The following is a 24757-nucleotide window of genomic DNA, read 5'->3' on the forward strand; positions in this document are numbered from 1 at the left end:
CCCACGAATGCGCCAACTACTTCAAATCATGCGGGTACGAACCAGAATGATCGAAAACCGCTCTAGAGAGACAGGGCTGGACGGACTGACCTGTATCGCGCGCATCCCGCCAACACCGCGCCGCCTCAACAAGCAATGTACGAGGCGCGGCATCGTCAAGGTGTAGTGGCGGGAAATGACGGGTCAACAATCGGTCCTTTCTGCGCTTCCCCCTCATACCACTTATTGCGATTCACTCGCAAGTGATAACTGCCGATGATAACGACCGCAAGCCGCGAGAGAATCGATTCCTCCGATAACCGATGCGTCCCGCCCAAGGGGGGCCATTCGGCTGTCAACGCGATCAGATGAGGGCATATCCGTCGGTGCCATCGGCTTTGAACACCGTGGCATAGACCGGAGCCGGGAAGTTTAGATCATCCAGCTTCACTGAGATATAATAGCGGTCTTCAAGATTGGTCTTCTTCCATGTAGTTGAAGTTTGCCGCTATTCAATTCCGAGACCGCAATTCCGCATCTAGCAGAGCGATGAATTCGGCGGCCGGCATGGGGCGAGACAATGGCGCACCTTGTCCTGCCCATTGGGCGGCGTAGCCGGTTTCACCTGCTGCCTTCGCCGCCGCGATCAGGGCCTTACCCGCGTCATAAGTCATAGGATAGCCGGGATGCGGCAAGCCGACGAGGTCGCCCCATTGCGTAAAGCGATTAGGCAGCCCCCGTGCGGGCCGTCCAGAAATCGCGGAGGTCATAACCGTGCTCAACGCGGCCGGGCCGGCAAGTGCCTCACGATAGGCGGCATCGGCATTACTTTCGGGACAGGCGACAAATGCAGTGCCCATCTGGGCAGCCATGGCGCCAAGATCGAGAGCGGCGCGGATGCCCCGGCCATCCATGATGCCGCCCGCCGCGATGACCGGCAAACCACATCGCTGCGCCAGCAATCGGGTCAGCGCCAATGTACCAAGGCGACTGTCAGGTGCATCCGGATCGAAGATGCCGCGATGGCCGCCCGCTTCCCATCCCTGAGCCACCACAGCATCGATCCCTGCTTTTGTCGCGGCGAGCGCTTCGTTGAGATTTGTGGCGGTCGCCAGCAGCATGCAACCGGCATCCTTGAGCGCGGTGATCCGTACGGCATCAGGCAGGCCGAAGTGAAAGCTGACAACGGCTGGCGCAGTATCGATCAGCATCGCCAGCATTTCGTCGTCCTCGATGAAGCTTTTGTATATCGGACGAAGCGCTGTCGGAGGCTGAGCACCGTATCTATCGAACAGTGGCACCATCGCCGAGAGCCACGCCTTTTCGCGGGCGACATTCTGCTGCATCGGCTGATGAACGAAGACGTTGACGTTGAACGGCCGGGTACTGAGCGCACGCACGCCGGCGATCATCACCCGTGCGCCGGCAGCATCGGTGGCGGCAACGCCTATCGAACCCAGAGCACCCGCGTTGCTGACGGCAGCGGCCAATTCCGGGGTGGACACGCCCGCCATAGGCGCCTGTATGATTGGGAGCCGAACTCCAAGCTCTTCCAGCAGCGACATTTTTTCTCCTTAGCAGGGTATCCGGTAATTTCGAACGGAAGCAAAAAGGTGATGCTGGCGTCTTCACATGAACCAACGTCGCGTATTGACTCGGGGTGCCGGCAGCTAACAGGTCAGCGATGTTTGCAACATCGAACTCCGCGTGCGATCATCCGAGGTTAGGCCGAGCCCTGGCGCTGGGCCGCGTGATGCTCGGCGCGCGAAAGCAGAGCTTCGAGATCCTCCCTCGTAATGTCGAAGCTCTCGTGCATGTCCTCGAGCGCGGCATCGATGTCCTGCAACTGTACGCCGGTTGTGGGCATTGGAACCGGAGCGATGAGCCGGTGGGGATAGCTGTGGCCGGACATCCGGTGAAACAGCATCGCCGCTACGACCAAAGTGATCGAATTCAGCCCTATGGGTACGAAGGCGAACATGTAACCGGCCATGTGAATGTGCTGACTTCCGATCACGGCGGTGAGCGCGGCTGCTCCACCGGGCGGATGGAGGCAGCCGAGTATCGACATCGCCAATATCGCCGCCCCCACCGCTACACCGGCGGCGATCGTCAAATTGGGAATCGCCTGAAAGACGGCCACGCCAATCAGCGTGGATATGATGTTGCCTCCAATGACAGGCCATGGCTGCGCCAGAGGGCTGGAAGGCACGGCAAAAGCCAGAACCGCCGATGCGCCAAGCGGCGCAACGATGATCGGGAGATCCGCGATCTCGTGCGGAATGCTCGCGCAGACCATCACAGTCACTATGATACCGAGTATCGCGCCGATGCATGCAAGAATTCGATCTTTGCGGTGCGCGCCTGCCAGAATGGGCTTAAAAAACTTCACGTATGAATGGTCCAGATTCTATCGGTGCCGCCCGGAAGGGCGCGACCAATGCTAGTTGTGATTGAGAAACGAGCCTGCGCGGAGCGGTTCGATCCGTTTTGCGATCAGAACAGGCCGTGGCTGCCCGCAGTGGCGCCAAGCACCGTAACCCCCGCGATCAACAGAAGAATGCGGTGCAGCCGCTCCATGCGCCTGAAGTCCTTTGCCGGGTCGGACGAATTCTGCATGCGCCGGAGGAGAAACAGCGGCTCGACCAGGAACAGCATGGCAAAGAAGATCGCCCACAACCCGATCATCGCATGCATCCACCAGAACTGCGGATAGGCAAACCGATCCCACATTTGCGCGCGATGGATCATCCAGAAGCCGCTGGCACCGGCGAGCACAACCCAGACCCGGGCTTGCGGCGCAAAGCACCCCTCGATCCGGTGGAATGCGGCAAGCCTGTCATCCGGGGCGGTTGAGCCGCGAATGGACGGCATCACCACAAGCGTGACGAACGCTACGCCTCCGATCCAGAAGAGGACCGAAAGAATGTGTATGGCGCGTGCTATGATGATGTCGTCCATCTGCCTCTCCTTCAGGCGGCGAGCAGTTCGTCGGCAGGGCCGAAGAATTCGTAATGGATGCGGTCAGACGGGACGCCCGCGAGCGACAGGGTGGAGACGGCGTGGCGCAAAAACGGCCGCGGTCCGCAGATATAATAATCCGCCTCTGCGACAGGCGTATTGGCGGCAAGCCACTCGTCCGTGATGATGCCGGCTTTGTCATAGTCGCGGCCTTCCACTTCGCCGGCAAGCGGGGTTTGATGGAAGTCGGTCACCTGAACCGCTCTGCCTTTTGCCGCAAGGTCGCGAATATGATCGCGCATCGCATGGGTGTCGCGATTATGGGTGCCATGGACATAGTGAACCGGCACATCAGCCTCGGCTTTGACCAGTGCCTCCAGCATCGCGACCAGTGGCGTGAGGCCGACGCCGCCGGACAGTAGCACGACCGGCCTTTCGGCATGTTCACCGAGGAAGAACTCGCCGGCAGGCGCGGCCACTTTCAGGATGGTTCCGGCCTTCACCTCGTCATGCAGCCATCCCGACGCGAGCCCCTGTGGTTCGCGTTTGACCGAAATGCGGTAGCTCTCACCGTTTGGTGCCGAGGAGATGGAATAGTTGCGCTTGACCGGAGGATGGCCCGGAATCTCGAACCAGAAGGTCAGATATTGCCCCGGCTTGTGGTCCATCACCGGTCCACCATCGGCGGGGCGCAGGACGAAGGAACTGATGACGCTGCTTTCGCGCGTTACCTCTTCCACCCGGAAGTCACGCCAACCGTTCCAGCCTCCGGTTGTTTCCTTCTGTTCGGTGTAGATGCGGCCTTCGCGGGCGATGAGGATATTGGCGAGGAACCAGTAGGCTTCGCCCCAGGCTTCCAGAATCTCATCTGTCGCGGCATCACCCAGCACGGCCTTGATCGCACCGAGCAGGGCTTCGCCGACATAGGGATAGTGATCGGGCAGAATCTGCAAGCCGACATGCTTCTGCGCAATCCGCTCGACCGCAGGCGCCAGTGCGCCGAGATTGTCGATATTGCCGGCATAGGCCAGAATGGCACCGGTCAGCGCGCGCGGCTGCGAGCCGGCATCGCCATGATGCGACTGGTTGAACAGGTCGCGGATTTCCGGGTTCTGGAACATGCGCGAATACATCTCGTGCACAATGTCGAGGCCGTGGGCTTCGAGGGCCGGAACGGTCGCCTTGACGAGCGCAATGGTGTGATCGCAGAGAGGCTGCGACATCGAAATCTCCTTTGATTGAATAGGAACGGGAAGCGAGACCGCGCTTCAGCCGTCAGGCGGCGGCTGATCGTAGAAATCGACCTGCATCTTCATCGGGCCGAGCGGGGTCACGAAATGCGACTGTTGCGGAAGGATCAAGCCGGGGTTGCCGGGCGTCAGCACGACTTCCGAGGGCGGTTCGAGATACGTAAGCTTGAGTTCGCCTTCGATGACGCGGATCAGGCCCCAGACGCCCGCCTTGGTATCGTGGCGCGCGCGCAAGGCAGCCGGAAGCGTGTCCTGATCGAACACGGGCGTGGAACGATAGGGTCGGATGTCGGCCATCGTCATGCGACCGCGCGCCCGGCACTTGCGGGCCGACGATCCAGCCGGAAGAACATCGCGAGTTGCAGGCTTTCGGCGATGCGCGCGGCCTTGCCCTTCAGAGCGATGACCGCGTGCGGCGCCATCAGCTCCTCGGTGGTCTGCCTCCACAGGCCAAGCCAGCGGTCGAACAGTTCGGGTGTGATCCTGTCCTTGTGCTTCATATGCGCGGGAACAGGCTGTCCCTTGTAGCGCCCGCTGGTGAGCATGACAGAGGACCAGAAGGCTGTGAGTTTTTCGAGATGGTGGGGCCAATCCTCAATCGCATCGTTGAAGATGGGGCCGAGTTCGGCGTCCGCTCGAACCCGCGCGTAGAACGCTTCTACCAGCGTTTCCAATCCCGCATCGTCCAGTTTCAAGCCGGCCATTGCCGCGACTCCAAATCATGTATCATCAATGCATCTATACGGGCGCGGTAAAACATGCAAGATTATTACATCTTTTGAGGCCGAGGTTTTTGGAGATCAGGCGATGCGCCTCACGCGCTACACCGATTATGCGATGCGGGTGCTGCTCTATCTGGGCCGCCAGCCCAACCGGCTATGTTCCATTGCCGAGATCGCTCAAGCCTATGCGATCTCGCAAAATCATCTGATGAAGATCGTCAACGACCTGGTGAACGCCGGCTATCTGGAAAGCGTGCGCGGGCGCAATGGCGGTATTCGGCTTGCGCGCTCCGCAGAAGAAATCAATGTCGGCGCTCTCATTCGGCATACGGAAGACGATTTCGATCTTGTCGAGTGCGGCTCATGCCTGATCGCGCCAGCCTGCGGTCTGACCAGCGTGCTGGACGAGGCACTTCAGGCTTTCCTCAACATCCTCGATGGATATTCGCTCGCAGATGTGCTGGCAAGACGCGGAGATTTCGCGCATCTGCTCAATCCCACATCTGGTCATCAAGCAACAACCAGTCATGCAAGCCAAGGGCAAAGCTGAACCGATCGAGCGAAGCTGTTTGTTCCTCAAGCGAGACGGTCAAGCAGACGGTTTGGAAACGGATGAATCAACGACAGTTATAGGACGCTGATTCCGACAAATAAAAGTTCGCCCTTGTCGGCCTCATTTCCACCTTTGCCTTGTTGAGCGGGCCGACCATCATTCGCGTATGTCTTTAGATCCCAAGGTCTGTTTCATAAACCGATCTAACCCAGTCAGGGAGCCGCGGTAGTGCGAAGACGAGGCACCCGTTCGCGAATGTCAGGCAATGACTTGGCGGCTGGTTGAGGCGGGAATTGTCGAAGACCATGCCGCGATCTGCTTTGAGGATTGCGGCGCGGATGAACGGCCCGCCACGCACATAGCGGGCACGGATCTTGTCCTCGGGGACGATATGTCCGCCTTCCTCGACGCGCGTACCGACACGCGCGACAGAGAGGGCTGGCGTATCGACGCCGACATGCATCACGATGATCGTGAAACCTTTGGTGCGGGCTTCGTCGATCAGTTCAAGCTTGGAGGGATGGGAGAAGACCGTTTCGGTCACGAAGTCCCGACGACGGGCGAGATAGTCGGCCCGGCGCGAAGAAGCGATCCTGGCCGCTTCATAAGACGCGGCTGGAGAGAGATCGCACAGTTCGTCGCGCTGAATGATGTCGGCGTTGATGAATGGTCCCGCGAAACCTGGCGCGATGCGGGTTTCGTAGAGCGTGGACTTGCCGGCACCGTTCGGCCCGGCAAGCACGACCATCGTCGGCGTCATGCCTTGCGCGTGGCCTTCTCACGTACGAGGTTGCCGGCCGCATCAAGACCGACACCTAGCCCAAGCCGCCGCCGCCGGACAAAGAAAGCGTCTTCCTCTGATCCCGGCTGCGTCATGTTCTCGACAAAGCTGTCGAGCCAGACATCCTTTTCCTCATCAGTGAGGTCGGTAGTCTCAATGTCGCCAGCGAGCGCGGCGGTGATGCGGGCATGATCGAAATTGCCCGATTTCTCGATGGCGCGACCGATGCGCACCCAATGGGCGATTTGGCCAGCAATTGAGCGGCTCTGTAACTCAGACTCACGACGCACGATTTTCATAATGTCGTCAGCAAGTTTGATGGACTGGGCCATGAGACACCTCCAGAGTACGAGGTAGCATTTTGCTACCCGTTTTTCAAGTCCCGAGCTTAGCCATCCAGTGCTGCACGAACGCGGCGCGCTCATTGGGCGCCACACGAGATAGAGATACAAGAGTGTATCCCAGTTGCTGATAGACACGCGCCATCACGTCATAGGTCGCCACCGCCTCGTCCCAGTCCTGCTTGCGCTCGGTATCCTGGGCGTAGATCTCGGCCCAAGGCGGCGCGATGAAGACATGCCGATTGTACCGGTTGCTCTCCGCCGCGCGTGTGAGGTCGCCGGGTATGCCCAGCCCGCACAAGGAGCGGTAGCTGATGATGTCGGGAATGCCTCGGTCGAAGAACAGGACGCCCTCTTTCGTCCGTGCCTCCTCATAAGAGCTGAGGTCATGCGCCAGCATCCTGTCGGCAAAGGCGTCGCGGTCATCCCATGGTAGAGCGGTTCCGCCGGCGGCCACCTCGTCGCGGATCACCGCTCGTCCGGCCTCGGGCATATGCGGCAAGCCTTTTTCGGCCAGCGCCGCGAGGAGCGTGCTTTTGCCTGATCCCGGTCCGCCGGTTACGACGAAGAAGCGATCCATCCCGTCCCTCAACTTTCCCGTGCTTGCGCGAAAGTGAGAACCAGCGTGTCCCGCCATGCGGGGGCGCCCGGTATCGCGGACTCGATCGGCGTTGTGCCATGCCGGACGGTACGGTCATCCAGCAGCAGCGCTTCGCCGGGACGGGTTAGCCGATGTTCGAGGACGCAAGCGCCGGAAGCATCCTCGACGCGACTTTCACCGCCGGCGTATCCGCTGTCGCCGACGAGCAGGATCAGCACCCAGTCGCGCCCGTCATGATGCATGCCCTCCGGCGTTGGGAGGCCGGGCTGTCCCGACAGAGCTGCGATGCGAAATTGATGCGCCTCGACCGCCCAGGAGTTCGGACCTTGTGGGCTTGTATTCGCGATAAGGGAGGCGGTGCCCAGCACCAGCGCCTGAAACAGCGGCGCTCCGCTTTGACCTTCGGCCATCGGCGCGAACCAGCGTTCGACGCCGCCATTCAAGGGATTGTGATCGCGCTCCTGGTAATGTGGGCGATGCGGCAAACGCGTGCATTTCGTGCCTGCCACCTCAAAGGCGGCGTAGCGTCTGCGGCGATAGGTGCCGCCGTCGGCCATCCATGTGTCGCGCGGCAGATCATCCCAACTTCGCGCAAATGCTGTCCATTCGGATCTGTCAGGATCAACCAGCTTGCCCGGTGGCAGGAGCAGGGCGGGCGGCGAGGCGAAGCATTCGCTGGAGGCGATGGCGAGCCGCCCGGTCATGTCTCGCCGTCCCAGTAGCCGACCGCATCGGCATAGCGCCCGACATGGTCCACCGACCGGCTCGCCTTGTCGCCGCCGGGCGCGGCGCCTGCCATGACCGCGAACTTGCCGCTGTCGGGATAGTCGATCACGTCGGGCTCGTTCATCGTGCTGATGGCGAGATAGCGAAGGTCCGTGTCGCCGATGTTGATGATCTGGTGCGCACTTGCCGCGCCATTGGCCGGGCACAGCGCGACATCGCCCGCCCGCAACGCATGATCGCCATCAGCATAGCGCAGGCGGCCGCTGCCGGAGAGGATTACGAACAGTTCCTCATTCGCGTGATGGCCGTGGAACGGCCACGCCCGTTTGCCCGGCGGCACCACGACCAGCCTTCCGCCCAGCATGTGCGCACCCAGCGACGAAGCGAAAGAGGCCATACGCGCTTCGTAGAGTTCGCCGTGCGCCTGTGTTTGCAGGTCGAGGGTATCGAGATGAAGAACGGGGGGTGTGGTTACGGCCATGATTGAACCAATACAATGTATGATTTGATCGACTCATGATTTGATACAATGATGAGGCCCAAGGAGCAACCAGATGAGCACGAAGACCCCGGCCGATTTCTATTTCGATCCCGTCTCGCCCTTCGCCTTCCTGATGTGGAAGCGCCTGCGGGAAGACGATTTCGGACTGGAGATACGCCCGGTCCCGGTGCTTCTGGGCGCGCTGCTAAATCACTGGGGGCTGGTCGGCCCGGCGGAAGTGCCGCCCAAACGGGCGCAGACCTATCGCATGTGCCAATGGCTAGCCGACAGGAACGGTATCGCGCTGCGCTTTCCCGATACGCATCCGTTTCGTTCGGTCGAGGCCCTGCGACTGCTGATTGCGCTCGATGCCCGCGCAAATGCCGTCGATGCCGTGTTCGAGGCGGTTTTTACGCAAGGCCGGGATCTGACCGATGCCGCCGAACTGGAGAGGCTTGGATGCGAACTCGGCCTCTCCAACGTGCAGGACAGGATCGCAAGCGCGGATATAAAGGACGGGCTCCGAGTCAACACCGAGACGGCGATCGCGCGCGGCGTGTTTGGCGTGCCCAGTCTCGCGATCGGGGAGGAACTATTCTGGGGCTTCGATACGCTGGACATGGTGCGCGATTATCTGGCCGATCCCAAAATGTTCCAGACGGCTGAGATGCAACGACTCGGCACTCTCGATTATGGCGTGCCCCGGAGGGCAGGATCATGAGCGAGGCCAATGACCCGCTTCTGCTCGAGCGCGTTCGCGAGAGCTTCTCGCGTCAGAGCTTCATGGGGTTGATCGGGGCTGAGGTGATCCACGCCAGCCATGGCAAGGTGGTTCTCGATCTGCCGTTCCGGGCTGATCTTTGCCAGCAGAACGGCTTCCTTCATGGCGGCGTGGTTGGTGCGATTGCCGACGTGGCGGGCGGCTATGCGGCCTATTCGGTCTTCGGGGATGGCGAGGATGTCCTGACGGTCGAATACAAGCTCAACCTGATCCGCCCGGCGGCGGGAGAACGCCTGCGCGCCACGGGCGAGGTGCTGCGCGCCGGCCGCGCGCTGACAGTCTGCGATCTCAAGGTCCATGCGATACGCGAGGGAGAGGAGGTCCTGTGTGCGTCCGGCCAGCAGACACTCATGCGCATGGAAGCGACACGGCCATGACACTTCCAATCCTTTTGCTTCCCGGCATAGGCGGTTCGGGACCGGACCATTGGCAAAGCCATTGGGGGCGGACCGATCCCGACATGACCCGCTTCGCACCGTCCCATTGGGACCGGCCGGAACTTGCCGACTGGTGCGAGGCGCTGGATCGGGCGGTGGAGGCCCTGGACCGCCCGCCCGTTCTGGTCGCGCATAGCCTGGCCTGCCTGCTGGTGGCGCATTGGGCCGCCGCGCGCGGAGCGCCGGTAGCCGGCGCGATGCTGGTCGCCGTGCCCGACCCGTGCGGACAGGCGTTTCCGGATGAAGCGCGGTCTTTCGCGCAAGTGCCGGAGCAGCCCCTGCCGTTTCCCAGCCTGATCGTCGCCAGCGCGGACGATCCTTATGGGACGGTCGATTACAGCAAACGACGCGCCCGGCAGTGGGGTTCGCGGCTGATCGCGCTGGGTCCGCTCGGCCATATCAACGCGGGCAGCAATCTGGGCGATTGGCCGGAGGGCCGGGATGTCCTCACTTCATTTCTCGCTGAAATCGAAGGGAAAGGCGCATGACCATCTGGACTGCGCTTGCCGGGTTCACGCTGGCCGCCGGGCTTCTTGTCGTCACGCCCGGCCTCGACATGGCACTGGTCCTGCGCACACTCGCCGTCGAAGGGCCGCGTCAGGCTCTCGCGGCGGCGGCAGGCGTGGTTGCGGGCGTTCTTGCCTGGGGGCTGATTGTGGCGCTGGGGCTTGGAGCGCTGCTCGCGCTGTCAGGCACGCTCTACACGATCCTGCAATATGCAGGCGCCGCCTATTTGCTATGGCTGGGGCTGGGCATGGTTCGTGCGGCTCTCAAATCGGGTGCGCCCTCCGATGCAGCAAGTCCGGCATTGCCATCCGCTCCATCACGATCGGGCAACTGGTTCATGAAGGGCCTGCTCACCAATCTGCTCAATCCCAAGATGGGGGTCTTCTATGTGAGCTTCCTGCCGCAGTTCATTCCGGCGGGAGCGTCGGTAATGGGCTTCAGCCTGTTGCTGGCGGCGCTTCACGCCAAGCTCGGCATGGCCTGGTTTGCGCTCTTGATCCTTGGCAGCCGTCCGCTGCGGCACTGGTTCGCGCAAGGGGCCGTAGCGCGCTGGCTCGATGGCCTGACCGGCGGCGTGCTCATCGCGCTGGGCCTGCGCATCGCCTTCCATCCGGCGCACCGATAGCGCCGTTTCCATATCGAGAGAGGCATGCAGATAGCCGTTCTGACTTTCGACGGGTTCAACGAACTGGATTCGTTCATCGCGTCGACGATCCTCAATCGCCTCAGGCCGCTGGGCTGGAATGCCTGGATCACGTCGCCTGCGGACGAAGTGACGTCGATGAACGGTGTCACGATCCGCTGTCAGCGTCCCCTCGAATTTTCGGAAGAAGCAGACGCCGTCCTGATCGGCAGCGGTATCCGCACGCGCGACGTGGCTCGCGATGACGCGCTGCTGGCGCGGCTTGGGCTCGACCCCGAGCGCCAGCTGATCGGTGCGCAGTGCTCAGGCACGCTGCTGCTGGCGAAGCTTGGTTTGACTGGCGATCTGCCTGCCTGCACCGACCTGACGACAAAGCCATGGGTCATCGAGGCTGGCGTGAATGTGATCGACGCGCCTTTCGTCGCGCATGGCAATGTCGCCACAGCGGGCGGCTGCCTGGCCTCGCATTATCTCGCGGCCTGGATGATCGCGCGCGGTGGTTCAGTGGAGCAGGCGCGCGAAGCGATCCACTATGTCGCGCCGGTCGGCGAAAAGGACATGTACGTCGAACGGGCGATGGCTGTCATTGCGCCGTCTTTGGCCGAGGCGGCTGCACCCGCCTGATCCGTCGCCTCAATCGCTTCCCGACCGTTCGATCACCATAATGCGCGCTTCGCCAAGGGGGTGGGCGACATGTTCATCGCCCGGTTCGGCGTGAAAGATGTCCCCTGTTTCAAGATGCAGAACCTGTTCGCCGCCAGCGGTCCGGACATGCATGTCGACACGCCCGTCAAGGACAGCGAAGACTTCCGGGCCATCGTTGATGTGCCAGCGGTAGGGCTGGTCGGTCCAGTGCAGCCGCACCGTCGCGTTGTCGATCCTCTCGATCGACAGCGCGTCCCAGGCTGATCTGCCGGTGAAGTCGCGGGCGCGGATAACCTGCATTTCTATCCTCTTGCTCACCGCTGTTGTGACGGAGATTTGGGATCAGTCACCAGGCGACGTTTCCTGCGCGCTGTAGAAGCTCTCGCCTTCGACCTGCCGGTCGTCCACGAAGCGCATCGTTTCGAGCGCCCGCCTGGCCTTGCCGTTGCGCCGGGCGACATAGTGGACGCCGAGCACCTGGCGTTCGATATCGCAGACCGCAGCGATCAGGGCAAAATGCAGTTCAGACGAAGCCTCCAGCGCCTTTGACCAATAGGCGCGCAAACTGGCCTTGCCTTCGATGATCGGAGAGCCCGTCAGTTCCGCGGCCAATGGGCTGATGAAGCGCGCGTCTTCGGCAAAGTGCGCCAGAATGGCGTCGAGATCGCGCGCGTTCCAGTTGGCGATCCAGTTCGCCGCAAACATCTCCATGTCTTCCCGGTTCATTGCGTTGTCCTTCAGATCAGAAACAGCAGGGCAGTGAGCGCGGTCATAACCGCCATCACGCGCACGAAGACGATCATGCCCTTGCGGCTTTCGAGCAGTTCGCGGGCCCCCGCGCCCATCGCCGCCCAGGTTGCGATGGAAGGCAGGCCGACCAGCACGAAGGCTGCGACGATAACGCCGAGCTGCAGGGCGAACGGTCGGCCGGGCACAGTGAAGCTGGCGATGGCGGGCATGGTGATCGCCCAGGCCTTGGGATTGACGAATTGGAAGGCCGCCGCCTGAAAGAAAGTCAGCGGATGCGCGCCCTCGCGGCGTTCGACGCCTTCCGATTGCCACAGCTTGACCGCCAGCCAGGCGAGATAGACAGCACCGAAGATCCGCATTGCCCAGCGCAGCACCGGCCACGCTTCAAACAGCGCCCCCAGACCCAGCCCACTGAGGACCAGCATGAGGGCGCAACCGAAATTGATCCCGAAGATGTGCGGGATGGTCCGGCGGAATCCGAACACCAGCCCCGACGAGGCGAGCATGATGTTGTTGGGGCCGGGCGTGGCGGTGCAGACGAAACTGTACAGCGCAAGCGGGGCAAGCAGACTCGTATCCATGATGTTCTCCTGCGAAGCTGGATGATCATCATTGAACTATGAGTCAAATGTGATATTGAACCGGTTCAATATAGCGCAAGGATCGTAATGAAGGACTGGCAGCCGGATATCTCGAAGGGCAGTGCGCCGGTGTACGAGCGTCTCGTGACCGCGCTGGAGGACGATGTGCGCGATGGCCGCCTGGCGCCCGGCGACCGTTTGCCACCGCAGCGCGATCTGGCGCACCGCCTGTCCCTGAGTGTCGGCACGGTCAGCCGGGCCTATGTCGAGGCGGAGCGGCGGGGGTTCATTTCCAGCCATGTAGGCCGGGGTTCGTTCGTCGCCGACCGGGCAAGACCGCATGCCGCACCACATGACACCGGCCCGCTCGACATGGCGCATAATGTGCCGCCGCTCGATCCTGCCGAGCGCTGGATCGGGGAGGGGCTGTCCCGCGTGCGCCAGCGCGCGGATCTTGGCACAGCGGTGAACTATGCGCCGCCCGAAGGCCTGGCCTCGATCCGCGAGGCCGGGGCATCCTGGCTCAAGCGCCGTCATGGCGTGACGCGCGCGACGGCGGAGCAGGTTATTCAGTGCAATGGCGGGCAGCATGGCCTTGCACTTGCCTTTGCGGCGCTGGCGCGGCCCGGCGATACGATTCTATGCGAAGCCGCGACTTATCCCGGCATCCGGACATTGGCCGACCACGCTGGCTACCGCCTGCAGGGCGTTGCCATGGATGCACGCGGCATCGATCCCGAAGCGCTAGCGCGCTGTGCCCGCGAAACTGACGCCAAGGTGTTGGTCATAATCCCGACCTTGCAGAACCCGACCACGATCAGCCTCGATGCCGCGCGCCGCGCTGAAATCATCGAGGTCGCCCGTGCCCATGATCTGATGATCGTGGAGGACGATGCCTATCGCGTCTTCGCCGATGCCGGGGCGGCGGACTGCTTTGCGGATCTCGCGCCGGAACGGACGTTGATGGTCGCGGGCGTTTCCAAGGCGGTCGCACCCGGTTTGCGGCTCGGTTTCCTGTTGCCGCCTGATAATGAAGATATTCGCGATCGACTGCTGCTGGGCATCCGGGCCTTTGGCTACAGCCCACCCTCGCTGGGTGGTCTGGTCTTCAGCCAGTGGGAACAGGACGGAACGGCCGACAGGATCGCCGACGAAGTGATCGTGGAAAGCGAGGCGAGGACGCAGTTGGCGTCGTCGATCCTCGGCAAGGCGATGGCAGTGCCGGGGGCAGGGCGCAGCCTCCACGTCTGGATGCCGATGCCCATGCTCGATGCCGAACGGCTGAGTGCCCGCGCCTTGCGCGCCTCCATCGCGCTGACGCCGCCTGACGGGCCGATTGTCGATGCCGTGGCGCCCTCTGGGGTTCGCCTGTGCCTTGGTGGCCTGCGCTCGCGTGATGCTCTTGAACAGGCGCTTCGCGATATCGCTGCCATGCTGACGACTGCCGGGGGCAGCGCCGCACGCGGTCTGGTCTGACATGCGGGGCCAGCCATGCATATGAATCGGTCTCCGGCGAGTAGTACGGATCTCTGGTCTTACGCCACGCTCTGCATCGTGATCCTGTTCTGGTCGGGCAATTTCATTGTCGGGCGCGCAGTGAACGGTGTCATTCCGCCATTCACCCTGGCGCTGGTCAGGTGGAGTGGCGCGCTTGCGATCCTCCTGCCTTTTGCCTGGCGGCATTTGCGCGCCGATCGACAACAGCTCCTGTCGCACTGGAAGGCGGTCCTGCTGCTTGGCCTGACGGGCGTGGCGGCCTTCAATGCCTTCATCTATTCGGGCCTGCAGTTCACCACCGCCAGCAACGGGCTTTTGCTTCAGGCGGCGATCCCGGCACTCGTCCTCCTGTTCAATCGCCTCTTTTTCGGCGACCGGGCGTCGGCTTTGCAGATCGTCGGCGTGACCCTCTCCATGCTGGGCGTGGCGGTCATCGTGCTGCGCGGCGACTTTGCGGCACTGGCGCGGCTGACACTCAATTTCGGGGATTTTCTCGTGCTATGCGGGGTCGTCTGCTGGGCGCTTTACACCGCGTTGCTGCGCCTTCGCCCCGATTGTCATCCGGCCAGTTTCCTGACGGCGACATTTCTTATTGGCGCCGCAGCGGTGGCGCCGTTCGCCGCGATGGAAATGGCTGGCGGTGCCAGCATCCCGCTGCGTGCCGATGTGCTGGGCGCGTTTGCCTACGTTGCTCTCTTCCCGTCCCTGGTCGCCTATGTGCTTTACAACGCGGCTGTGAAAAATCTCGGAGCGGCACCCGCAGGCCAGATGATTACACTGATGCCTTTGTTCGGAGCCGGTCTCGCCGCCCTGCTATTGGGCGAGGCTTTATTCAGGTTTCACATCATCGGAATGGTGCTGATCCTCGGCGGTATCGTTCTGGGCGCGGTGGGCGTGCAGCGCCAACTGCGGCGGATTAATGATTTAAACGCGACTGCCTGAGGCACGTCCGAGAGTCTCGACCCCCATCATCGTCTCGGTAATCAATTCTGCTCGGGGGGGCTGCTCGTGGAAACGCGGCAACAGTATTGCCAGCCCGGTACCATCTCCCCGCGATCGGCATTGAGGAAGACCGTGTGCTTGTCAGCCATTACCCTTTGACCATCAACCAGGAACCTGCGCCGATCATCATACCGCCACCAGCAATGCGAGCGGGCTTGCTTAGCCGAGTTCCGCTCATCCGCTCGGCAATGGCTTGGGCCGCACCCGCATAGACGATCTTGACGCCACCCACGGACAGAAGCGTGATGACCGCGATCAGGGTCAGGTCGGTCACAGTGAGCGCCCGCATATTGACGAGGTTCGGAAACAGCGCTGCGTAGAATATGATCGCCTTCACATCGCTCAGGGTGAGGGCAACCCCGGTGAGAAAGCTCACTGCCATGCCGCCCTTGCGTGGTGCACCGGCCCATACCTGGATCGAGGAACCTTGTCGCAGTAGACTGGCACCAAGCCAAATGAGATAAGCTGCGCCGACATAGCGCAGCAACGCGAACAGTGTGCCGATCAATTCGGATAAGACCGTAAGACCGCCTATCGCAAGGGCGACAAAGATGAGATCGCCCGCGGCGATTCCCAGAGCGGCGGCAACGCCGCTGCGAAAGCCGCGCGCCTTAGATTGGACCACGACCAGCGCGACGCTGGCACTCGGCATGGCCGCCAGGGCGGCCATCATGAGAAAAAGTGAGAGTGTGGCGGTGACGCTCAAGAATGGTTCCTACGGACCGCAAGATGGCTGTCCTAACTTGAGTCTGCCAACTTGTGTAGATCGATCTCGATCGCAACAGAATCGATATGCGTTTGGGCTAGCCTCCAATCTGGGTTTGTGAGAACGCGAAGGCGCCTGACTGGATTGGCAATCCATGCGGCAATATGCGAGAGCGCAGCGCAATTTGCATATCCTCTTCTTAAGCAAATTGACCAAGCCCACGAATTCCGCGATCATCTGATCTATGTCATGCCGGCGAATGTCGTGAGAGCCTTGGTCCTGACTGCGCGCGCGGCCATGAGTATCGGTACTGGACTTGAGTAATACACACGTGATTGACGTCATCCCTCGTTCGGCATCAATGCGACAACTTTGAATTCTGGTCGTTCCGCCGGGGCGAAGGTGTGCTGCATATAGCTGATCATGCCATCTGCTGGGTGCCGGAAAGTTCTTTCGCCACCTTCTCGCGCCATGACCGTCTGCATATCCCATTCCTCAGCGAAGAGATCTGACTCGTCGCGCAACGATTCGATCAATTCATCCAGCGCGATATCATCCAGCATCCGCGCGCTGGCAGCACGAAATTCCGCCAGCAGGCGCCTTGCGCGCTGTTCCCAGTCCGGCAGCAATATTCGCGCTTGGGATGAGGTAAAGGTGTAGCGTAACAGATTGCGCTGCTCGCTATTTCCGAGCCAGCCCGCGAAGAGATGTGCTGCCGGTTCGTTCCAGCAGCAGGCATTCCACAGAGGGTCGAGCCCGTAGGCCGGGCAGGGGAGCGCCTGAACGATGGCGGATACACCCTCCGGCGCCTCGGATGTCGGAAAACCTTGCGGAGCGTCGGGGTCACGCCGACCGGCCAATTCGAACATATAAGCGCGCTCGGCCGGAGTAAGCGCAAGAGCTCTCGCAAGCCGGCCGAGCGCATCAGGCGAAACGCTGATCTCCCGTCCCTGTTCGATCCAGGCGCACCATGTGACGCCGATCCCGGCCCGTGCCGCCAGTTCCTCGCGCCGCAAGCCGGGTGTCCGGCGGCGACGGACAACTGTGTCCGGTTTCGTGCGCTCGCGGTGCGAACGGACGAAATGGCCCAACATCTTGCGTCTCTCATCGCTGTTCATAGGCCATTTTATAACAGGATAATTGGACATCTTGTAACAGGGTATGAAAACTTCTTCAGAGGTCGTGAAGGAGAACAACCATGACCCGTTCACACAATACCGTCGTCGACGAACAATATGGCGCCAAAGCCAGGGACTATGTCGAAAGCGCCGTTCACGCCGGCGGTGACGATCTCGATGCCCTGGAGATGATTGCCGAGCGCGAGCGGCCGGACCGGGCTGCCGATCTCGGAGCGGGCGGCGGTCACGTAGCCTATAGGCTGGCTCGCCGTTCCGGCACCGTCACCGCCATCGATCTTTCCGCAGCGATGCTCGACGCGGTCCGTGAAGCGGGAGCGCAACGCGGCATCTCGAACTTGGAGACCTGCGTTGCGTCAGTTGAGGCTCTGCCGTTCGACGATGGCTGTTTCGATATGTTGGCCTGCCGCTTTTCCGCGCACCACTGGGGCGACTTCGAAAGCGGAATCCGGGAGGCACGACGTGTACTGGCACCCGGTGCAACTGCTGTATTCATCGACGTCATCTCGCCGGGGCATGCTCTGTTCGACACCCATTTGCAGGCGATCGAACTGCTGCGCGATCCATCCCACGTGCGCAATTATAGCGAAGCCGAATGGACATCAGCGCTGGCGCGCAGCGGCTTCCGCGTGCGCGCCACGCAGAAACGCCGGTTGCGGATGGAATGGGAATCATGGGTCGACCGGATGCAGACGCCTGAAACACACCGCGAAGCCATGCGTTCACTTCAAGATCGGGCATCCGCTGAAACGAGAACCTATTTTGCTATTGAGCCCGACGGGTCGTTCACGATCGATACGTTGCAGATTGAGGCCACGGCTTGCCGCACACGTTCATTTTGATGACTGGTGTCAATCTCAGTCAAGTGCCGAGCACTCTGGAGTAGACGCTTCAAAAGCCGCTCTTTCCAAATCAACCCCCTTGGGAATTGTCGTCCGGCGAAAGCCCAGCGTCGTGAACGAGGCAGAATTGCCAATAAAATCTTCGATAGATCAGACTGCAATAATTGATAATCGTTCGCAACAAAGCTAGCTTGCTGTTTTGGTAACAACTCGCTGGCGTCGTCATGGCGCATAGACCGGAACGGATATGGGATCGGAGCAGCACAGCCGAAAATTGAACCTTTATCTGCGTCACCGCGCGGAATTGATCGACTATGCCACACCGATCGTAGGCGACCGGGCGCTCGCCGAGGACGTGGTTCAGGATGCCTGGTTGCGCTTCTCCGAAGCCGGTTCGCATGATTCCAAAACGCGCCTGATCCGACAGCCGGTTGGTTATCTCTACCGTATCGTCCGCAACCTGGCCCTCGACATCTCTCGCCGTAAGATTGCGGAGAACTTGGCGGACGAAGCGCGCTTGCCAGAGGTGCCGGATCTTGCGGTGGACGCTGGCCGCGCGATGGAGGGTCGCGAAAAGCTGAAGGCTCTTCATCGCGCTCTGGCCGAACTGCCCGAGCGCGAGCGCTTGGTTTTCGACATGCATCGCATGCAGGGACTGACCTATGCCGAGATCGGCGTGGCAATGGGCCTTTCGCAGACGCGTGCTTATGAGCTCGTTCGCGCTGCGCTCGAACATTGCATGATGACGCTGATGGATGGCGGCCATTTATGAATTCGGCTGCGACACCGAAGATTTTCCCGGCAGTTTCGTCTAGTCCAAAAGGGAAATCGGACGATCTGATGCGCGATGAGTTGAAACATCACGAAGGCGGCATGTCACGCAATGCACTGGTGCGCGAGGCGGCCGACTTATGGCTACGGCTACAGGCCGATCCCGAACTGCAAAGCGAAGTCGACGAATGGTGCGCACAAAGCGCCGATCACGAGCGCGCTTTTTCCGCCGCCAGAGAGAGCTGGACGCTCGCCGGACAATTGGCACCGTCTTCGTCCATCCCGCCGGTCAGACACCGGAGCAGGGCGAGCCGATGGCATTTTCGTCCGAGGCGAGCAATCACCGCCATGGTCGGTGCCGCTGCCGCCGCATGTCTTGCCGTCGTCAGTGCTCCTACCTTGTTGCTGATGTGGCAGTCCGATTATCGCACTGGTACCGGCGAGATACGTAATGTGACGCTGTCCGATGGATCGTCAGTGACGCTTGATGCCGGCAGTGCGATTGCCCTGAATTATGGAGATGGCCAGCGTGGTGTGCGTCTGCTCGCAGGGCACGCCTGGTTCGATGTCGCGCATAACGAGAAGAACCCCTTCACGGTCTCGGCTGCCAACGCACGGGTTAGGGTGACGGGCACCGCCTTCGATGTCGGTCTTGACGATGACTCGATCGATGTGACGCTCGCACGGGGCGGTGTCCAGGTAGCCTGGGATGACAAAGCGCCCATTACGCTGAGGCCCGGCGATCGGATCCATCTTGCTCGACCGTCCCACTCGGTAGACCGGAGCCGTATGGCCATTTCCTCTATGGGGAGCTGGAGGCACGGGCGGCTGATAATCGAAGACGTGCCACTCTCGGAAGGTATCGACCAACTGCGTCGCTATTATTCGGGAGCGATCGTCCTGACCAGTTCAGAGCTTGGGCAGCGCAGGGTCACAGGCGTGTTTGACGTTCATGCTCCCGAAGAGGCGTTGCGCCTGATGGTCCGGCAGCACGGAGCCAGTGTCCGCTCCGTCACGCCTTGGCTCCTGATTGTATCTGCCGACTAAAATTCTCGGCGTCTTTTCAATCTTCTAACGAGTGCTCGAAAAAATTTCGCGATCCGACCGAAGATCGCGCGATCCATTTCGTCTCATCCTTGTACGCAGTTTATGCGATTAACTCGCAAGAGCAATAAGGATGGAAGGACGGTTTTGTGAAAGCATCGGGGGGCACCACATATGGCGCAAGGATTTCAGTACGGACACTGGCTGGGAGCACGGCTTTAGCGCTCGCGTTGGTTGCAGTGCCGTGCATGGCGCAGCAGGTTTCTTCGGTTGCCCCCACGCCCGAGCGGCGTGGGGGCTGTCGCGGTGTTCTCCTCCCGTTCCCTAACGATTTTGCAGATCGCGAAAATCGAGCGCTCACACCCCGCTTGTCTGCGCGCATCGTCGCTTCGTCACGCGGTCGTTTGCCCCCTTCGGCCGCGTGACACCCCAAGGTGATCCTGGCGGGAGACGGGCGATGGACGATGCGAGAGAAGCGCGGGCGGGAATGCGTTTCGCTCGTAGAGCGTGACCACGGTTGCGGTCATCCATCGCCTCACGACCTCTTTGCACGCGGTTGATCTGCGAAGCTTGCGATACTCGATCTCGAAGTAGTGCAGCGGCGTCATGAAGCGTTGGTTTGGCTCGTGATCTGCGTTAGAAGTGCGCGGGCATCTTCGATCAATAGAGCGGCCTGCAAGGCTACCATGAGACGCGATGCAGCGAGGTCATCGCCGCGCGCCTCTGCCTCTTTGATGGCCTCGATAGCGGCGGCTGATGTCAGTTGGTCATCCATGCCTGTATTTAGCCGATCTGGCAGATTTTCGCGGTTTAGTGGACCAAAACGAAAAGAGCCGGGCGGACCCGGCTCTTGTATCACAGTGCAGATATCCAGCCTCTCACCGATGAGAGTTTCCAGAACGTCCGTGATCCTACTGAAACGGGTTGCGGGAACTTCCCATTTCGCACGGCAGACCATAACCAAGTTCGACCAAGGCTGATCATCGAACAGACTTCCTTGGTCGTTAGTAACCGGTCCTCGTTACTGCGGTTGATGTTGAATGCTGCATACTCTTCGTCATTGGTGGTAGCGGTGTTCGTCACATTTCTTACTCGTTCGTGGTGACGTCACCACTACCGATTCGCGTTCTGCCGATTCAATATCTTTCGAACATTTCGTCTCCAACGATGCGGCGGACCTCGTCTTCCCATATCCGCCACGCGCGGCGCTTGTCCGCGAAATACTGGTTGTGGTTGTAGACGCCAGCGATACCGGGAATCTTGTGTGCCATGCACTGTTCAACGGTACCGGGATCGAGCAACGCGCGTTCATCCTCATCCCGCAGGCCGTTCGCGAGTGTCGAGAACGTGTGACGCAGGCTATGTGTGGACCAAGGCTCGATGGTCTTTCCCTGTTTTGCTGCGAGGGCAGCCATCGTCTCGCGAAGTTTCTTGACGACGTACGAGTAACCGGAGATCGGCGCATCCTTGAGCCGGTGGGCTGATCGGAAGACAAACTCGGAATTGTGCCTCCTGAGCCGCTCAGAGACGATCTTCCACGTCTTGTGGCCAACCGGGGCAAGGAAGCGTGTCTTCCCCTTCATACGCTCCGCAGCGATGTCAAAACACGTGTCAGCGCGCATGACCTCTGCCCGTCGCAATTCGCTGATCTCGGTTCGCCGCATACCGGTCAACAGGACGCAGATGTAGTAGTCGCGCCAAACCGGGGTAAGGTCATCAAGCGCTGTCCAGAACCAGCGTATTTCCTCATGAGAGAAGTAGCGGTCGCGCTTGGTAACGGAACCACGGTCGATACCGTCGGTTGGCAGCGTTTGGCCCATCCCGGTTTTCAGCCGGTTGGTTCGGCACCATTTGAGAAACTTCGAAAGATACGCGATTGCGTTTCTGCGTGCGGATGGGCGATCGCTGAGGTTGTCCGTGACTTCATAGACGTCCTCGAACGTGAGGTCCGCGACCATCATATCCGCGATCTCATCCTTCCAGTAGCGACGCCAATACCCTTCCTTGTCGTCCTTGGTGCTGTCTGCGTTCGCTTTGGTCGTCCCGGTGCCATTCGAGATTTCCGCAATGTATGCGTCCCACGCCTCTTGGCAGGTCATCTGGCCACGTTTGCGACGTCCTGTTTCCTCCGGTGCGATACCGGCACCATGTTTGACATAGACGTCCACGCCAGCCGCGAGGTCTTCATTGATCTCCGCAGCCTTCGCACGCGCATCCGCAAGGCCAAAGTCTGGACCGAACGTCCCTAGCTTTATCGTGCGAGGAGTTCCGTTTACGCGGCGCTGCCATTCGAAGACGGCACCACGGGCACCGAACCGGATGGCGAGGCCCTTGCGGACAGGGCAGGTTTCACGGCCACGGTATTGCTTCGCGAGTAGCCCCTTTATCGATTGTTGGTTCCAAGTTTCCAGCACTGCTGATTTTTTCCTTCTGAATCGAAGGAACCACATACTGATTCGGATTCGGCGAAATCCATAAACTCGTGATTCGCGAATCGAGCATGTTCGCTCTTGTTCGTGCCAATCCGCCCCAACGTATGGAAAAACGTATGGAAGTGGCGATCGGCAAGAGCGCTGGCCCCTAAGGGCCACTGGTAAAAACGGCGGTTTTCTGGGGTTTTTCTGCCGGAAGGCTGGTGGACGCACTAGGGCTCGAACCTAGGACCCGCTGATTAAGAGCTGAAATCAGAGGGTCCTTATGCTTCCGCATGCGTCCAAAAACGGCAGAATTCTGCGAATCATTGTCCGCATTGTTCTTGATATGTTCTCCAGTATCCACTACAAAAAGCTACCTAAGGTAGCAGGAACATATGGCGAACAAAGTTGGTTTGACAGATGCTCGGATCGCAGGTTTGAAAGCGCCTGCAAGCGGGCAAATTGAGGTCGCTGATGGCATCGTGACCGGTCTGCGGCTCCGAATGGGAGCGAGTGGCACCAAAACTTACATCTTGCGTAAGCGCGTTCAAGGTAAATGGTTGAACGTGACTATCGGGCGGCACGGCCCGAATTTCACTCTTGCCCACGCCCGTCGCAAGGCGCGGGATCTACTCGTCGACGTTGAGCAAGGCAAAAGCATCGCCCGAAAGCCGGGAGCGAAGAGGAAGGGATCGAAGGGTGTCGGCACTGTCGCTGAGCTATACGAGACATATCTGGCTCAACAGATCGTCGGCAAAAAGCGGAGCGCGAAAGAGTTCGATCGGGTTTTCCGCAAGTACATTGAACCTGAGCTAGGCGACCGCCTTGCCGATTCGATCACCCGAAGCGACGTCAGCCGCTTTGTCGAAAAGATTGCATTCGAGCGGGGCAAGGAGACCCTCACGATGGCGCGCATCGTTTATCGCCATCTCTCGACTTTCTACACTTGGGCACTCACCAGATTAGAGCATTTGCCAGCCAATCCGTGCCGGGACGCCTGGCGCCCAAAAAGGAGCGAGCCTCGCGACCGGGTGCTCAGCGATCGAGAGGTCGCTGCACTGTGGCAAGCCGCCGTCGAGGATGGCTATCCGTTTGGTCATCTTGTGCAGATGTTGATTCTCACAGCCCAGCGCCGGGGAGAGGTGCTCGACGCCACTAGCGACGAGTTCGACTTCAAGGGGAAAGTTTGGACAGTACCAGGAGACAGAGCGAAAAATGGCAAGGCAAACGTGGTGCCTTTATCCGCACAGTCCCTCGAGGTCGTCACGGACATCTTCGCGGCCGGCGGGATCGCGCCTGAAGACGCTCACAAACAATCCCAAATTCTACTGGCATCCAAGGTCAACAGCACCAACAGTGTCAGTGGGTTGTCAAAGGCCTGGAAGCGGATAAGGGCAAGTGTAGACGAGAAGCTCGGCTATGAAGCCGCTCATTTCACCATGCATGACATTCGCCGGACGGTGGCGACCGGACTGCAGAGGATTGGAATACCGCTGGTCGTTTCAGAGGCCGTTCTCAATCATCAGTCGGGCTCGGCAATGGCTGGTGTCGCCGGGGTCTATCATCGGCATCAGTACACGAATGAAAAACGCGAAGCTCTCGCGCTGTGGGGCAGGGAGGTTCTACTGCTCGTCGCTAAACATCCGCCACAGGACAGTCAGGAAGAATGACTCTCCACCCCGAGCCAGTCGGCGCGTATCCGATCCATGCCCGCGGCAACGCCCTCGACGGTCACTGTAGATCCGATGAAGTCCTCACGGACATCATCGCATTCGACAATCCAGACATCGTCAGCAGATGTAGTCAGGATCATTCCGCGTCTACCGCTGCCTAACGTCCCCGACACGCGTATTCGACCCGCACTCACAATGCCCCCCGCTCAAAAGCGCCAATGGCGCAGCACTTCGCGCACATAGGCCGGCGTCTCGCCATTGCGTGGAACACCGCCGGCGCGCTCGACGGCACCGGGACCTGCATTGTAGGCGGCAAGGGCCAGATGAACTACCCCGAACTTGTCGAGCATCTGGCGCAAGTATCGCGCCGCACCCAAGATGTTCGCCTTGGGATCGAAGCGATTTGAAACGCCAAGGTCCCGCGCTGTCCCTGGCATCAATTGGCCCAAACCTGCGGCGCCGGCCTTGCTGATGGCTAAGGGATTATATCGTGATTCCGTCCATACAAGAGCGTCGAGAAGGCCCCTTGGTAGCGAGTATTGAGCCTCAGCAGCGTAAACATGAGGAAGGTAGCTTGCCCGACGGAAGCCCGATGGCGCGCTGCCCTCGGACTTTGGATATCGGTAGGGCAGATAGGTTCGACCCGCTTCTGCAGCCGGCGGCTCGGACGAGGCCGTTGGAGGCTTACTCCAGATGCCATGTTCGACGAGAAGAAATCCATCGGTCCCTTCCGCAACGCGGAAGCCATCGGTCGTCAATTCCGAAGCAACGGTCATCTGAGGGGACCCAAGATCCTGCGCGTGAGCGGGGAGGACGAACCCAAATCCTGCCGTTGCCACTGCGGCGAATGCCCATTTCAGTCTCATTCCCGAATCCTTTAATGGTCGAATCGAGAAAGAACATATATAGAACATATGATGTAGGAAAATGAAA

General features: G+C 60.5%; 33 protein-coding genes, 1 tRNA gene and 1 pseudogene. 12 read left to right on the top strand and 23 right to left on the bottom strand.

The features are described from left to right. Window positions 1–343 precede the first annotated feature (343 nt). From IEX64_RS19455 to IEX64_RS19485, 7 genes and pseudogenes are all read right to left on the bottom strand, one after another. Window positions 344–460 (bottom strand): annotated as a pseudogene (locus IEX64_RS19455) (DUF736 family protein); the annotation flags it as partial. A 31-nt stretch (window positions 461–491) separates the two neighbouring features. Next, entirely contained in the window at window positions 492–1544 is a 1053-nt protein-coding gene (locus IEX64_RS19460; protein ID WP_188822396.1) for an NAD(P)H-dependent flavin oxidoreductase, read from the bottom strand. Window positions 1545–1702: 158 nt separating this feature from the next. Next, window positions 1703–2371 (bottom strand): HPP family protein, encoded by a 669-nt coding sequence (locus IEX64_RS19465; protein WP_188822398.1) that lies wholly within the window; start codon window positions 2369–2371, stop codon window positions 1703–1705. Window positions 2372–2475: 104 nt separating this feature from the next. Next, window positions 2476–2940 carry a hypothetical protein gene (locus IEX64_RS19470; protein WP_188822400.1) on the bottom strand — a complete coding sequence of 155 codons (465 nt, stop codon included), beginning with the start codon at window positions 2938–2940 and terminating at the stop codon, window positions 2476–2478. A gap of 11 nt (window positions 2941–2951) precedes the next feature. Continuing rightward, entirely contained in the window at window positions 2952–4163 is a 1212-nt protein-coding gene (gene hmpA / locus IEX64_RS19475) for an NO-inducible flavohemoprotein (RefSeq protein WP_188822403.1), read from the bottom strand. A 45-nt stretch (window positions 4164–4208) separates the two neighbouring features. Beyond that, a complete protein-coding gene (locus tag IEX64_RS19480) occupies window positions 4209–4487 on the bottom strand; it encodes a TehB family protein (protein WP_188822494.1) in 279 nt (92 codons plus the stop codon). A gap of 2 nt (window positions 4488–4489) precedes the next feature. Next, entirely contained in the window at window positions 4490–4894 is a 405-nt protein-coding gene (locus tag IEX64_RS19485) for a group III truncated hemoglobin (protein WP_188822404.1), read from the bottom strand. Between the two features lie 103 nt (window positions 4895–4997). On the opposite strand from IEX64_RS19485, the gene IEX64_RS19490 reads away from it, so the two are divergent. Further along, window positions 4998–5462: an RrF2 family transcriptional regulator gene (locus tag IEX64_RS19490; RefSeq protein WP_188822406.1), complete on the top strand. Its 465-nt coding sequence runs from the start codon at window positions 4998–5000 to the stop codon at window positions 5460–5462. A gap of 175 nt (window positions 5463–5637) precedes the next feature. Here IEX64_RS19490 and IEX64_RS19495 read toward each other — a convergent pair whose 3' ends face one another. From IEX64_RS19495 to IEX64_RS19515, 5 genes are read right to left on the bottom strand one after another with little or no spacing between them, the layout of a single operon-like run. Beyond that, complete coding sequence (locus IEX64_RS19495) at window positions 5638–6225, bottom strand: ATPase (protein WP_188822408.1); 588 nt, start codon at window positions 6223–6225, stop codon at window positions 5638–5640. Beyond that, a complete protein-coding gene (locus tag IEX64_RS19500; RefSeq protein ID WP_188822410.1) occupies window positions 6222–6578 on the bottom strand; it encodes a ParD-like family protein in 357 nt (118 codons plus the stop codon). Before IEX64_RS19500 ends, IEX64_RS19495 begins: the two co-directional genes overlap by 4 nt. A 43-nt stretch (window positions 6579–6621) precedes the next feature. Beyond that, complete coding sequence (locus IEX64_RS19505; RefSeq protein WP_229710586.1) at window positions 6622–7167, bottom strand: AAA family ATPase; 546 nt, start codon at window positions 7165–7167, stop codon at window positions 6622–6624. A gap of 8 nt (window positions 7168–7175) precedes the next feature. After that, the gene (locus IEX64_RS19510) at window positions 7176–7892 is read right to left on the bottom strand and encodes a 2OG-Fe dioxygenase family protein (RefSeq protein WP_188822414.1); all 717 of its coding nucleotides are present in this window, start codon (window positions 7890–7892) and stop codon (window positions 7176–7178) included. Next, entirely contained in the window at window positions 7889–8395 is a 507-nt protein-coding gene (locus IEX64_RS19515) for a cupin domain-containing protein (RefSeq protein ID WP_188822416.1), read from the bottom strand. The genes IEX64_RS19510 and IEX64_RS19515 overlap by 4 nt, the downstream gene beginning before the upstream one ends. A 73-nt stretch (window positions 8396–8468) precedes the next feature. On the opposite strand from IEX64_RS19515, the gene IEX64_RS19520 reads away from it, so the two are divergent. Genes IEX64_RS19520 through IEX64_RS19540 form a run of 5 tightly spaced genes read left to right on the top strand, consistent with a single transcriptional unit; the run spans window position 8469 to window position 11387 of the window. Then, window positions 8469–9116: a 2-hydroxychromene-2-carboxylate isomerase gene (locus tag IEX64_RS19520; protein WP_188822418.1), complete on the top strand. Its 648-nt coding sequence runs from the start codon at window positions 8469–8471 to the stop codon at window positions 9114–9116. Next, on the top strand, window positions 9113–9553 hold the full coding sequence (locus IEX64_RS19525) for a PaaI family thioesterase (RefSeq protein WP_188822420.1): 441 nt from the start codon (window positions 9113–9115) through the stop codon (window positions 9551–9553). Before IEX64_RS19520 ends, IEX64_RS19525 begins: the two co-directional genes overlap by 4 nt. After that, window positions 9550–10101, top strand: a complete 552-nt coding sequence (locus IEX64_RS19530) for an RBBP9/YdeN family alpha/beta hydrolase (protein ID WP_188822423.1) — start codon at window positions 9550–9552, stop codon at window positions 10099–10101. The genes IEX64_RS19525 and IEX64_RS19530 overlap by 4 nt, the downstream gene beginning before the upstream one ends. Next, a complete protein-coding gene (locus IEX64_RS19535) occupies window positions 10098–10745 on the top strand; it encodes a LysE family translocator (protein WP_188822425.1) in 648 nt (215 codons plus the stop codon). The genes IEX64_RS19530 and IEX64_RS19535 overlap by 4 nt, the downstream gene beginning before the upstream one ends. Before the next feature lie 24 nt (window positions 10746–10769). Beyond that, entirely contained in the window at window positions 10770–11387 is a 618-nt protein-coding gene (locus tag IEX64_RS19540; protein ID WP_188822427.1) for a DJ-1/PfpI family protein, read from the top strand. Between the two features lie 9 nt (window positions 11388–11396). On the opposite strand, the gene IEX64_RS19545 is transcribed toward IEX64_RS19540, so the two are convergent. Genes IEX64_RS19545 through IEX64_RS19555 form a run of 3 tightly spaced genes read right to left on the bottom strand, consistent with a single transcriptional unit; the run spans window position 11397 to window position 12739 of the window. After that, entirely contained in the window at window positions 11397–11708 is a 312-nt protein-coding gene (locus tag IEX64_RS19545) for a cupin domain-containing protein (protein WP_107125562.1), read from the bottom strand. 42 nt (window positions 11709–11750) lie between these two features. Further along, window positions 11751–12134, bottom strand: a complete 384-nt coding sequence (locus IEX64_RS19550; RefSeq protein ID WP_229710587.1) for a nuclear transport factor 2 family protein — start codon at window positions 12132–12134, stop codon at window positions 11751–11753. A gap of 11 nt (window positions 12135–12145) precedes the next feature. Further along, window positions 12146–12739, bottom strand: a complete 594-nt coding sequence (locus IEX64_RS19555; protein WP_188822429.1) for a LysE family translocator — start codon at window positions 12737–12739, stop codon at window positions 12146–12148. 87 nt (window positions 12740–12826) lie between these two features. Here IEX64_RS19555 and IEX64_RS19560 point away from each other — a divergent pair, with 87 nt between their 5' ends. Further along, window positions 12827–14215, top strand: a complete 1389-nt coding sequence (locus tag IEX64_RS19560; RefSeq protein WP_188822431.1) for an aminotransferase-like domain-containing protein — start codon at window positions 12827–12829, stop codon at window positions 14213–14215. A gap of 21 nt (window positions 14216–14236) precedes the next feature. Beyond that, a complete protein-coding gene (locus IEX64_RS19565) occupies window positions 14237–15178 on the top strand; it encodes a DMT family transporter (RefSeq protein WP_188822498.1) in 942 nt (313 codons plus the stop codon). Between the two features lie 148 nt (window positions 15179–15326). Here IEX64_RS19565 and IEX64_RS19570 read toward each other — a convergent pair whose 3' ends face one another. Next, a complete protein-coding gene (locus tag IEX64_RS19570) occupies window positions 15327–15944 on the bottom strand; it encodes a LysE family translocator (protein ID WP_188822433.1) in 618 nt (205 codons plus the stop codon). A 341-nt stretch (window positions 15945–16285) separates the two neighbouring features. Continuing rightward, window positions 16286–17062, bottom strand: coding sequence for a helix-turn-helix transcriptional regulator (locus tag IEX64_RS19575; RefSeq protein ID WP_229710588.1), 777 nt, complete (start codon window positions 17060–17062; stop codon window positions 16286–16288). Window positions 17063–17142: 80 nt separating this feature from the next. On the opposite strand from IEX64_RS19575, the gene IEX64_RS19580 reads away from it, so the two are divergent. The 3 genes from IEX64_RS19580 (at window position 17143) to IEX64_RS19590 (ending at window position 19740) form a co-directional block, all read left to right on the top strand. After that, complete coding sequence (locus IEX64_RS19580; RefSeq protein ID WP_188822438.1) at window positions 17143–17922, top strand: class I SAM-dependent methyltransferase; 780 nt, start codon at window positions 17143–17145, stop codon at window positions 17920–17922. Between the two features lie 274 nt (window positions 17923–18196). After that, entirely contained in the window at window positions 18197–18694 is a 498-nt protein-coding gene (locus IEX64_RS19585; RefSeq protein WP_229710589.1) for a sigma-70 family RNA polymerase sigma factor, read from the top strand. Beyond that, complete coding sequence (locus IEX64_RS19590) at window positions 18691–19740, top strand: FecR family protein (RefSeq protein ID WP_188822442.1); 1050 nt, start codon at window positions 18691–18693, stop codon at window positions 19738–19740. Before IEX64_RS19585 ends, IEX64_RS19590 begins: the two co-directional genes overlap by 4 nt. 601 nt (window positions 19741–20341) lie before the next feature. On the opposite strand, the gene IEX64_RS19595 is transcribed toward IEX64_RS19590, so the two are convergent. The 4 genes from IEX64_RS19595 to IEX64_RS19610 form a co-directional block, all read right to left on the bottom strand. Next, window positions 20342–20512 carry a hypothetical protein gene (locus tag IEX64_RS19595; RefSeq protein ID WP_188822444.1) on the bottom strand — a complete coding sequence of 57 codons (171 nt, stop codon included), beginning with the start codon at window positions 20510–20512 and terminating at the stop codon, window positions 20342–20344. 80 nt (window positions 20513–20592) lie between these two features. Further along, window positions 20593–20820 carry a helix-turn-helix transcriptional regulator gene (locus tag IEX64_RS24795; protein ID WP_188822446.1) on the bottom strand — a complete coding sequence of 76 codons (228 nt, stop codon included), beginning with the start codon at window positions 20818–20820 and terminating at the stop codon, window positions 20593–20595. Between the two features lie 53 nt (window positions 20821–20873). Beyond that, window positions 20874–22151, bottom strand: coding sequence for a tyrosine-type recombinase/integrase (locus IEX64_RS19605; protein ID WP_188822447.1), 1278 nt, complete (start codon window positions 22149–22151; stop codon window positions 20874–20876). 219 nt (window positions 22152–22370) lie between these two features. Further along, window positions 22371–22452, bottom strand: a tRNA-OTHER gene (locus tag IEX64_RS19610). 94 nt (window positions 22453–22546) lie between these two features. Between IEX64_RS19610 and IEX64_RS19615 the strand changes: the two genes are divergently transcribed. Further along, window positions 22547–23821: a tyrosine-type recombinase/integrase gene (locus IEX64_RS19615; RefSeq protein WP_099185751.1), complete on the top strand. Its 1275-nt coding sequence runs from the start codon at window positions 22547–22549 to the stop codon at window positions 23819–23821. On the opposite strand, the gene IEX64_RS19620 is transcribed toward IEX64_RS19615, so the two are convergent. Together IEX64_RS19620 and IEX64_RS19625 are read right to left on the bottom strand one after the other, a co-directional pair. After that, window positions 23809–24018, bottom strand: coding sequence for a DUF5818 domain-containing protein (locus IEX64_RS19620; protein ID WP_308422618.1), 210 nt, complete (start codon window positions 24016–24018; stop codon window positions 23809–23811). The two genes, IEX64_RS19615 and IEX64_RS19620, sit on opposite strands and share 13 nt — an antisense overlap. A 12-nt stretch (window positions 24019–24030) precedes the next feature. After that, entirely contained in the window at window positions 24031–24600 is a 570-nt protein-coding gene (locus IEX64_RS19625) for a lytic transglycosylase domain-containing protein (RefSeq protein ID WP_229710590.1), read from the bottom strand. Between the last annotated feature and the right edge of the window lie 157 nt (window positions 24601–24757).

Origin of the sequence: Novosphingobium indicum, from assembly GCF_014645195.1 — a bacterium.
Lineage (GTDB): Bacteria > Pseudomonadota > Alphaproteobacteria > Sphingomonadales > Sphingomonadaceae > Novosphingobium > Novosphingobium indicum.

Coding starts and splice junctions, on each gene's coding strand:
- IEX64_RS19460 (WP_188822396.1), bottom strand. CDS start 1,544: ATGTCGCTGCTGGAAGAGCTTGGAGTTCGGCTCCCAATCATACAGGCG.
- IEX64_RS19470 (WP_188822400.1), bottom strand. CDS start 2,940: ATGGACGACATCATCATAGCACGCGCCATACACATTCTTTCGGTCCTC.
- hmpA (WP_188822403.1), bottom strand. CDS start 4,163: ATGTCGCAGCCTCTCTGCGATCACACCATTGCGCTCGTCAAGGCGACC.
- IEX64_RS19480 (WP_188822494.1), bottom strand. CDS start 4,487: ATGGCCGACATCCGACCCTATCGTTCCACGCCCGTGTTCGATCAGGAC.
- IEX64_RS19485 (WP_188822404.1), bottom strand. CDS start 4,894: ATGGCCGGCTTGAAACTGGACGATGCGGGATTGGAAACGCTGGTAGAA.
- IEX64_RS19490 (WP_188822406.1), top strand. CDS start 4,998: ATGCGCCTCACGCGCTACACCGATTATGCGATGCGGGTGCTGCTCTAT.
- IEX64_RS19495 (WP_188822408.1), bottom strand. CDS start 6,225: ATGACGCCGACGATGGTCGTGCTTGCCGGGCCGAACGGTGCCGGCAAG.
- IEX64_RS19500 (WP_188822410.1), bottom strand. CDS start 6,578: ATGGCCCAGTCCATCAAACTTGCTGACGACATTATGAAAATCGTGCGT.
- IEX64_RS19505 (WP_229710586.1), bottom strand. CDS start 7,167: ATGGATCGCTTCTTCGTCGTAACCGGCGGACCGGGATCAGGCAAAAGC.
- IEX64_RS19510 (WP_188822414.1), bottom strand. CDS start 7,892: ATGACCGGGCGGCTCGCCATCGCCTCCAGCGAATGCTTCGCCTCGCCG.
- IEX64_RS19515 (WP_188822416.1), bottom strand. CDS start 8,395: ATGGCCGTAACCACACCCCCCGTTCTTCATCTCGATACCCTCGACCTG.
- IEX64_RS19520 (WP_188822418.1), top strand. CDS start 8,469: ATGAGCACGAAGACCCCGGCCGATTTCTATTTCGATCCCGTCTCGCCC.
- IEX64_RS19525 (WP_188822420.1), top strand. CDS start 9,113: ATGAGCGAGGCCAATGACCCGCTTCTGCTCGAGCGCGTTCGCGAGAGC.
- IEX64_RS19530 (WP_188822423.1), top strand. CDS start 9,550: ATGACACTTCCAATCCTTTTGCTTCCCGGCATAGGCGGTTCGGGACCG.
- IEX64_RS19535 (WP_188822425.1), top strand. CDS start 10,098: ATGACCATCTGGACTGCGCTTGCCGGGTTCACGCTGGCCGCCGGGCTT.
- IEX64_RS19540 (WP_188822427.1), top strand. CDS start 10,770: ATGCAGATAGCCGTTCTGACTTTCGACGGGTTCAACGAACTGGATTCG.
- IEX64_RS19545 (WP_107125562.1), bottom strand. CDS start 11,708: ATGCAGGTTATCCGCGCCCGCGACTTCACCGGCAGATCAGCCTGGGAC.
- IEX64_RS19550 (WP_229710587.1), bottom strand. CDS start 12,134: ATGAACCGGGAAGACATGGAGATGTTTGCGGCGAACTGGATCGCCAAC.
- IEX64_RS19555 (WP_188822429.1), bottom strand. CDS start 12,739: ATGGATACGAGTCTGCTTGCCCCGCTTGCGCTGTACAGTTTCGTCTGC.
- IEX64_RS19560 (WP_188822431.1), top strand. CDS start 12,827: ATGAAGGACTGGCAGCCGGATATCTCGAAGGGCAGTGCGCCGGTGTAC.
- IEX64_RS19565 (WP_188822498.1), top strand. CDS start 14,237: ATGAATCGGTCTCCGGCGAGTAGTACGGATCTCTGGTCTTACGCCACG.
- IEX64_RS19575 (WP_229710588.1), bottom strand. CDS start 17,062: ATGAACAGCGATGAGAGACGCAAGATGTTGGGCCATTTCGTCCGTTCG.
- IEX64_RS19580 (WP_188822438.1), top strand. CDS start 17,143: ATGACCCGTTCACACAATACCGTCGTCGACGAACAATATGGCGCCAAA.
- IEX64_RS19590 (WP_188822442.1), top strand. CDS start 18,691: ATGAATTCGGCTGCGACACCGAAGATTTTCCCGGCAGTTTCGTCTAGT.
- IEX64_RS19595 (WP_188822444.1), bottom strand. CDS start 20,512: ATGGATGACCAACTGACATCAGCCGCCGCTATCGAGGCCATCAAAGAG.
- IEX64_RS19615 (WP_099185751.1), top strand. CDS start 22,547: ATGGCGAACAAAGTTGGTTTGACAGATGCTCGGATCGCAGGTTTGAAA.
- IEX64_RS19625 (WP_229710590.1), bottom strand. CDS start 24,600: ATGACCGTTGCTTCGGAATTGACGACCGATGGCTTCCGCGTTGCGGAA.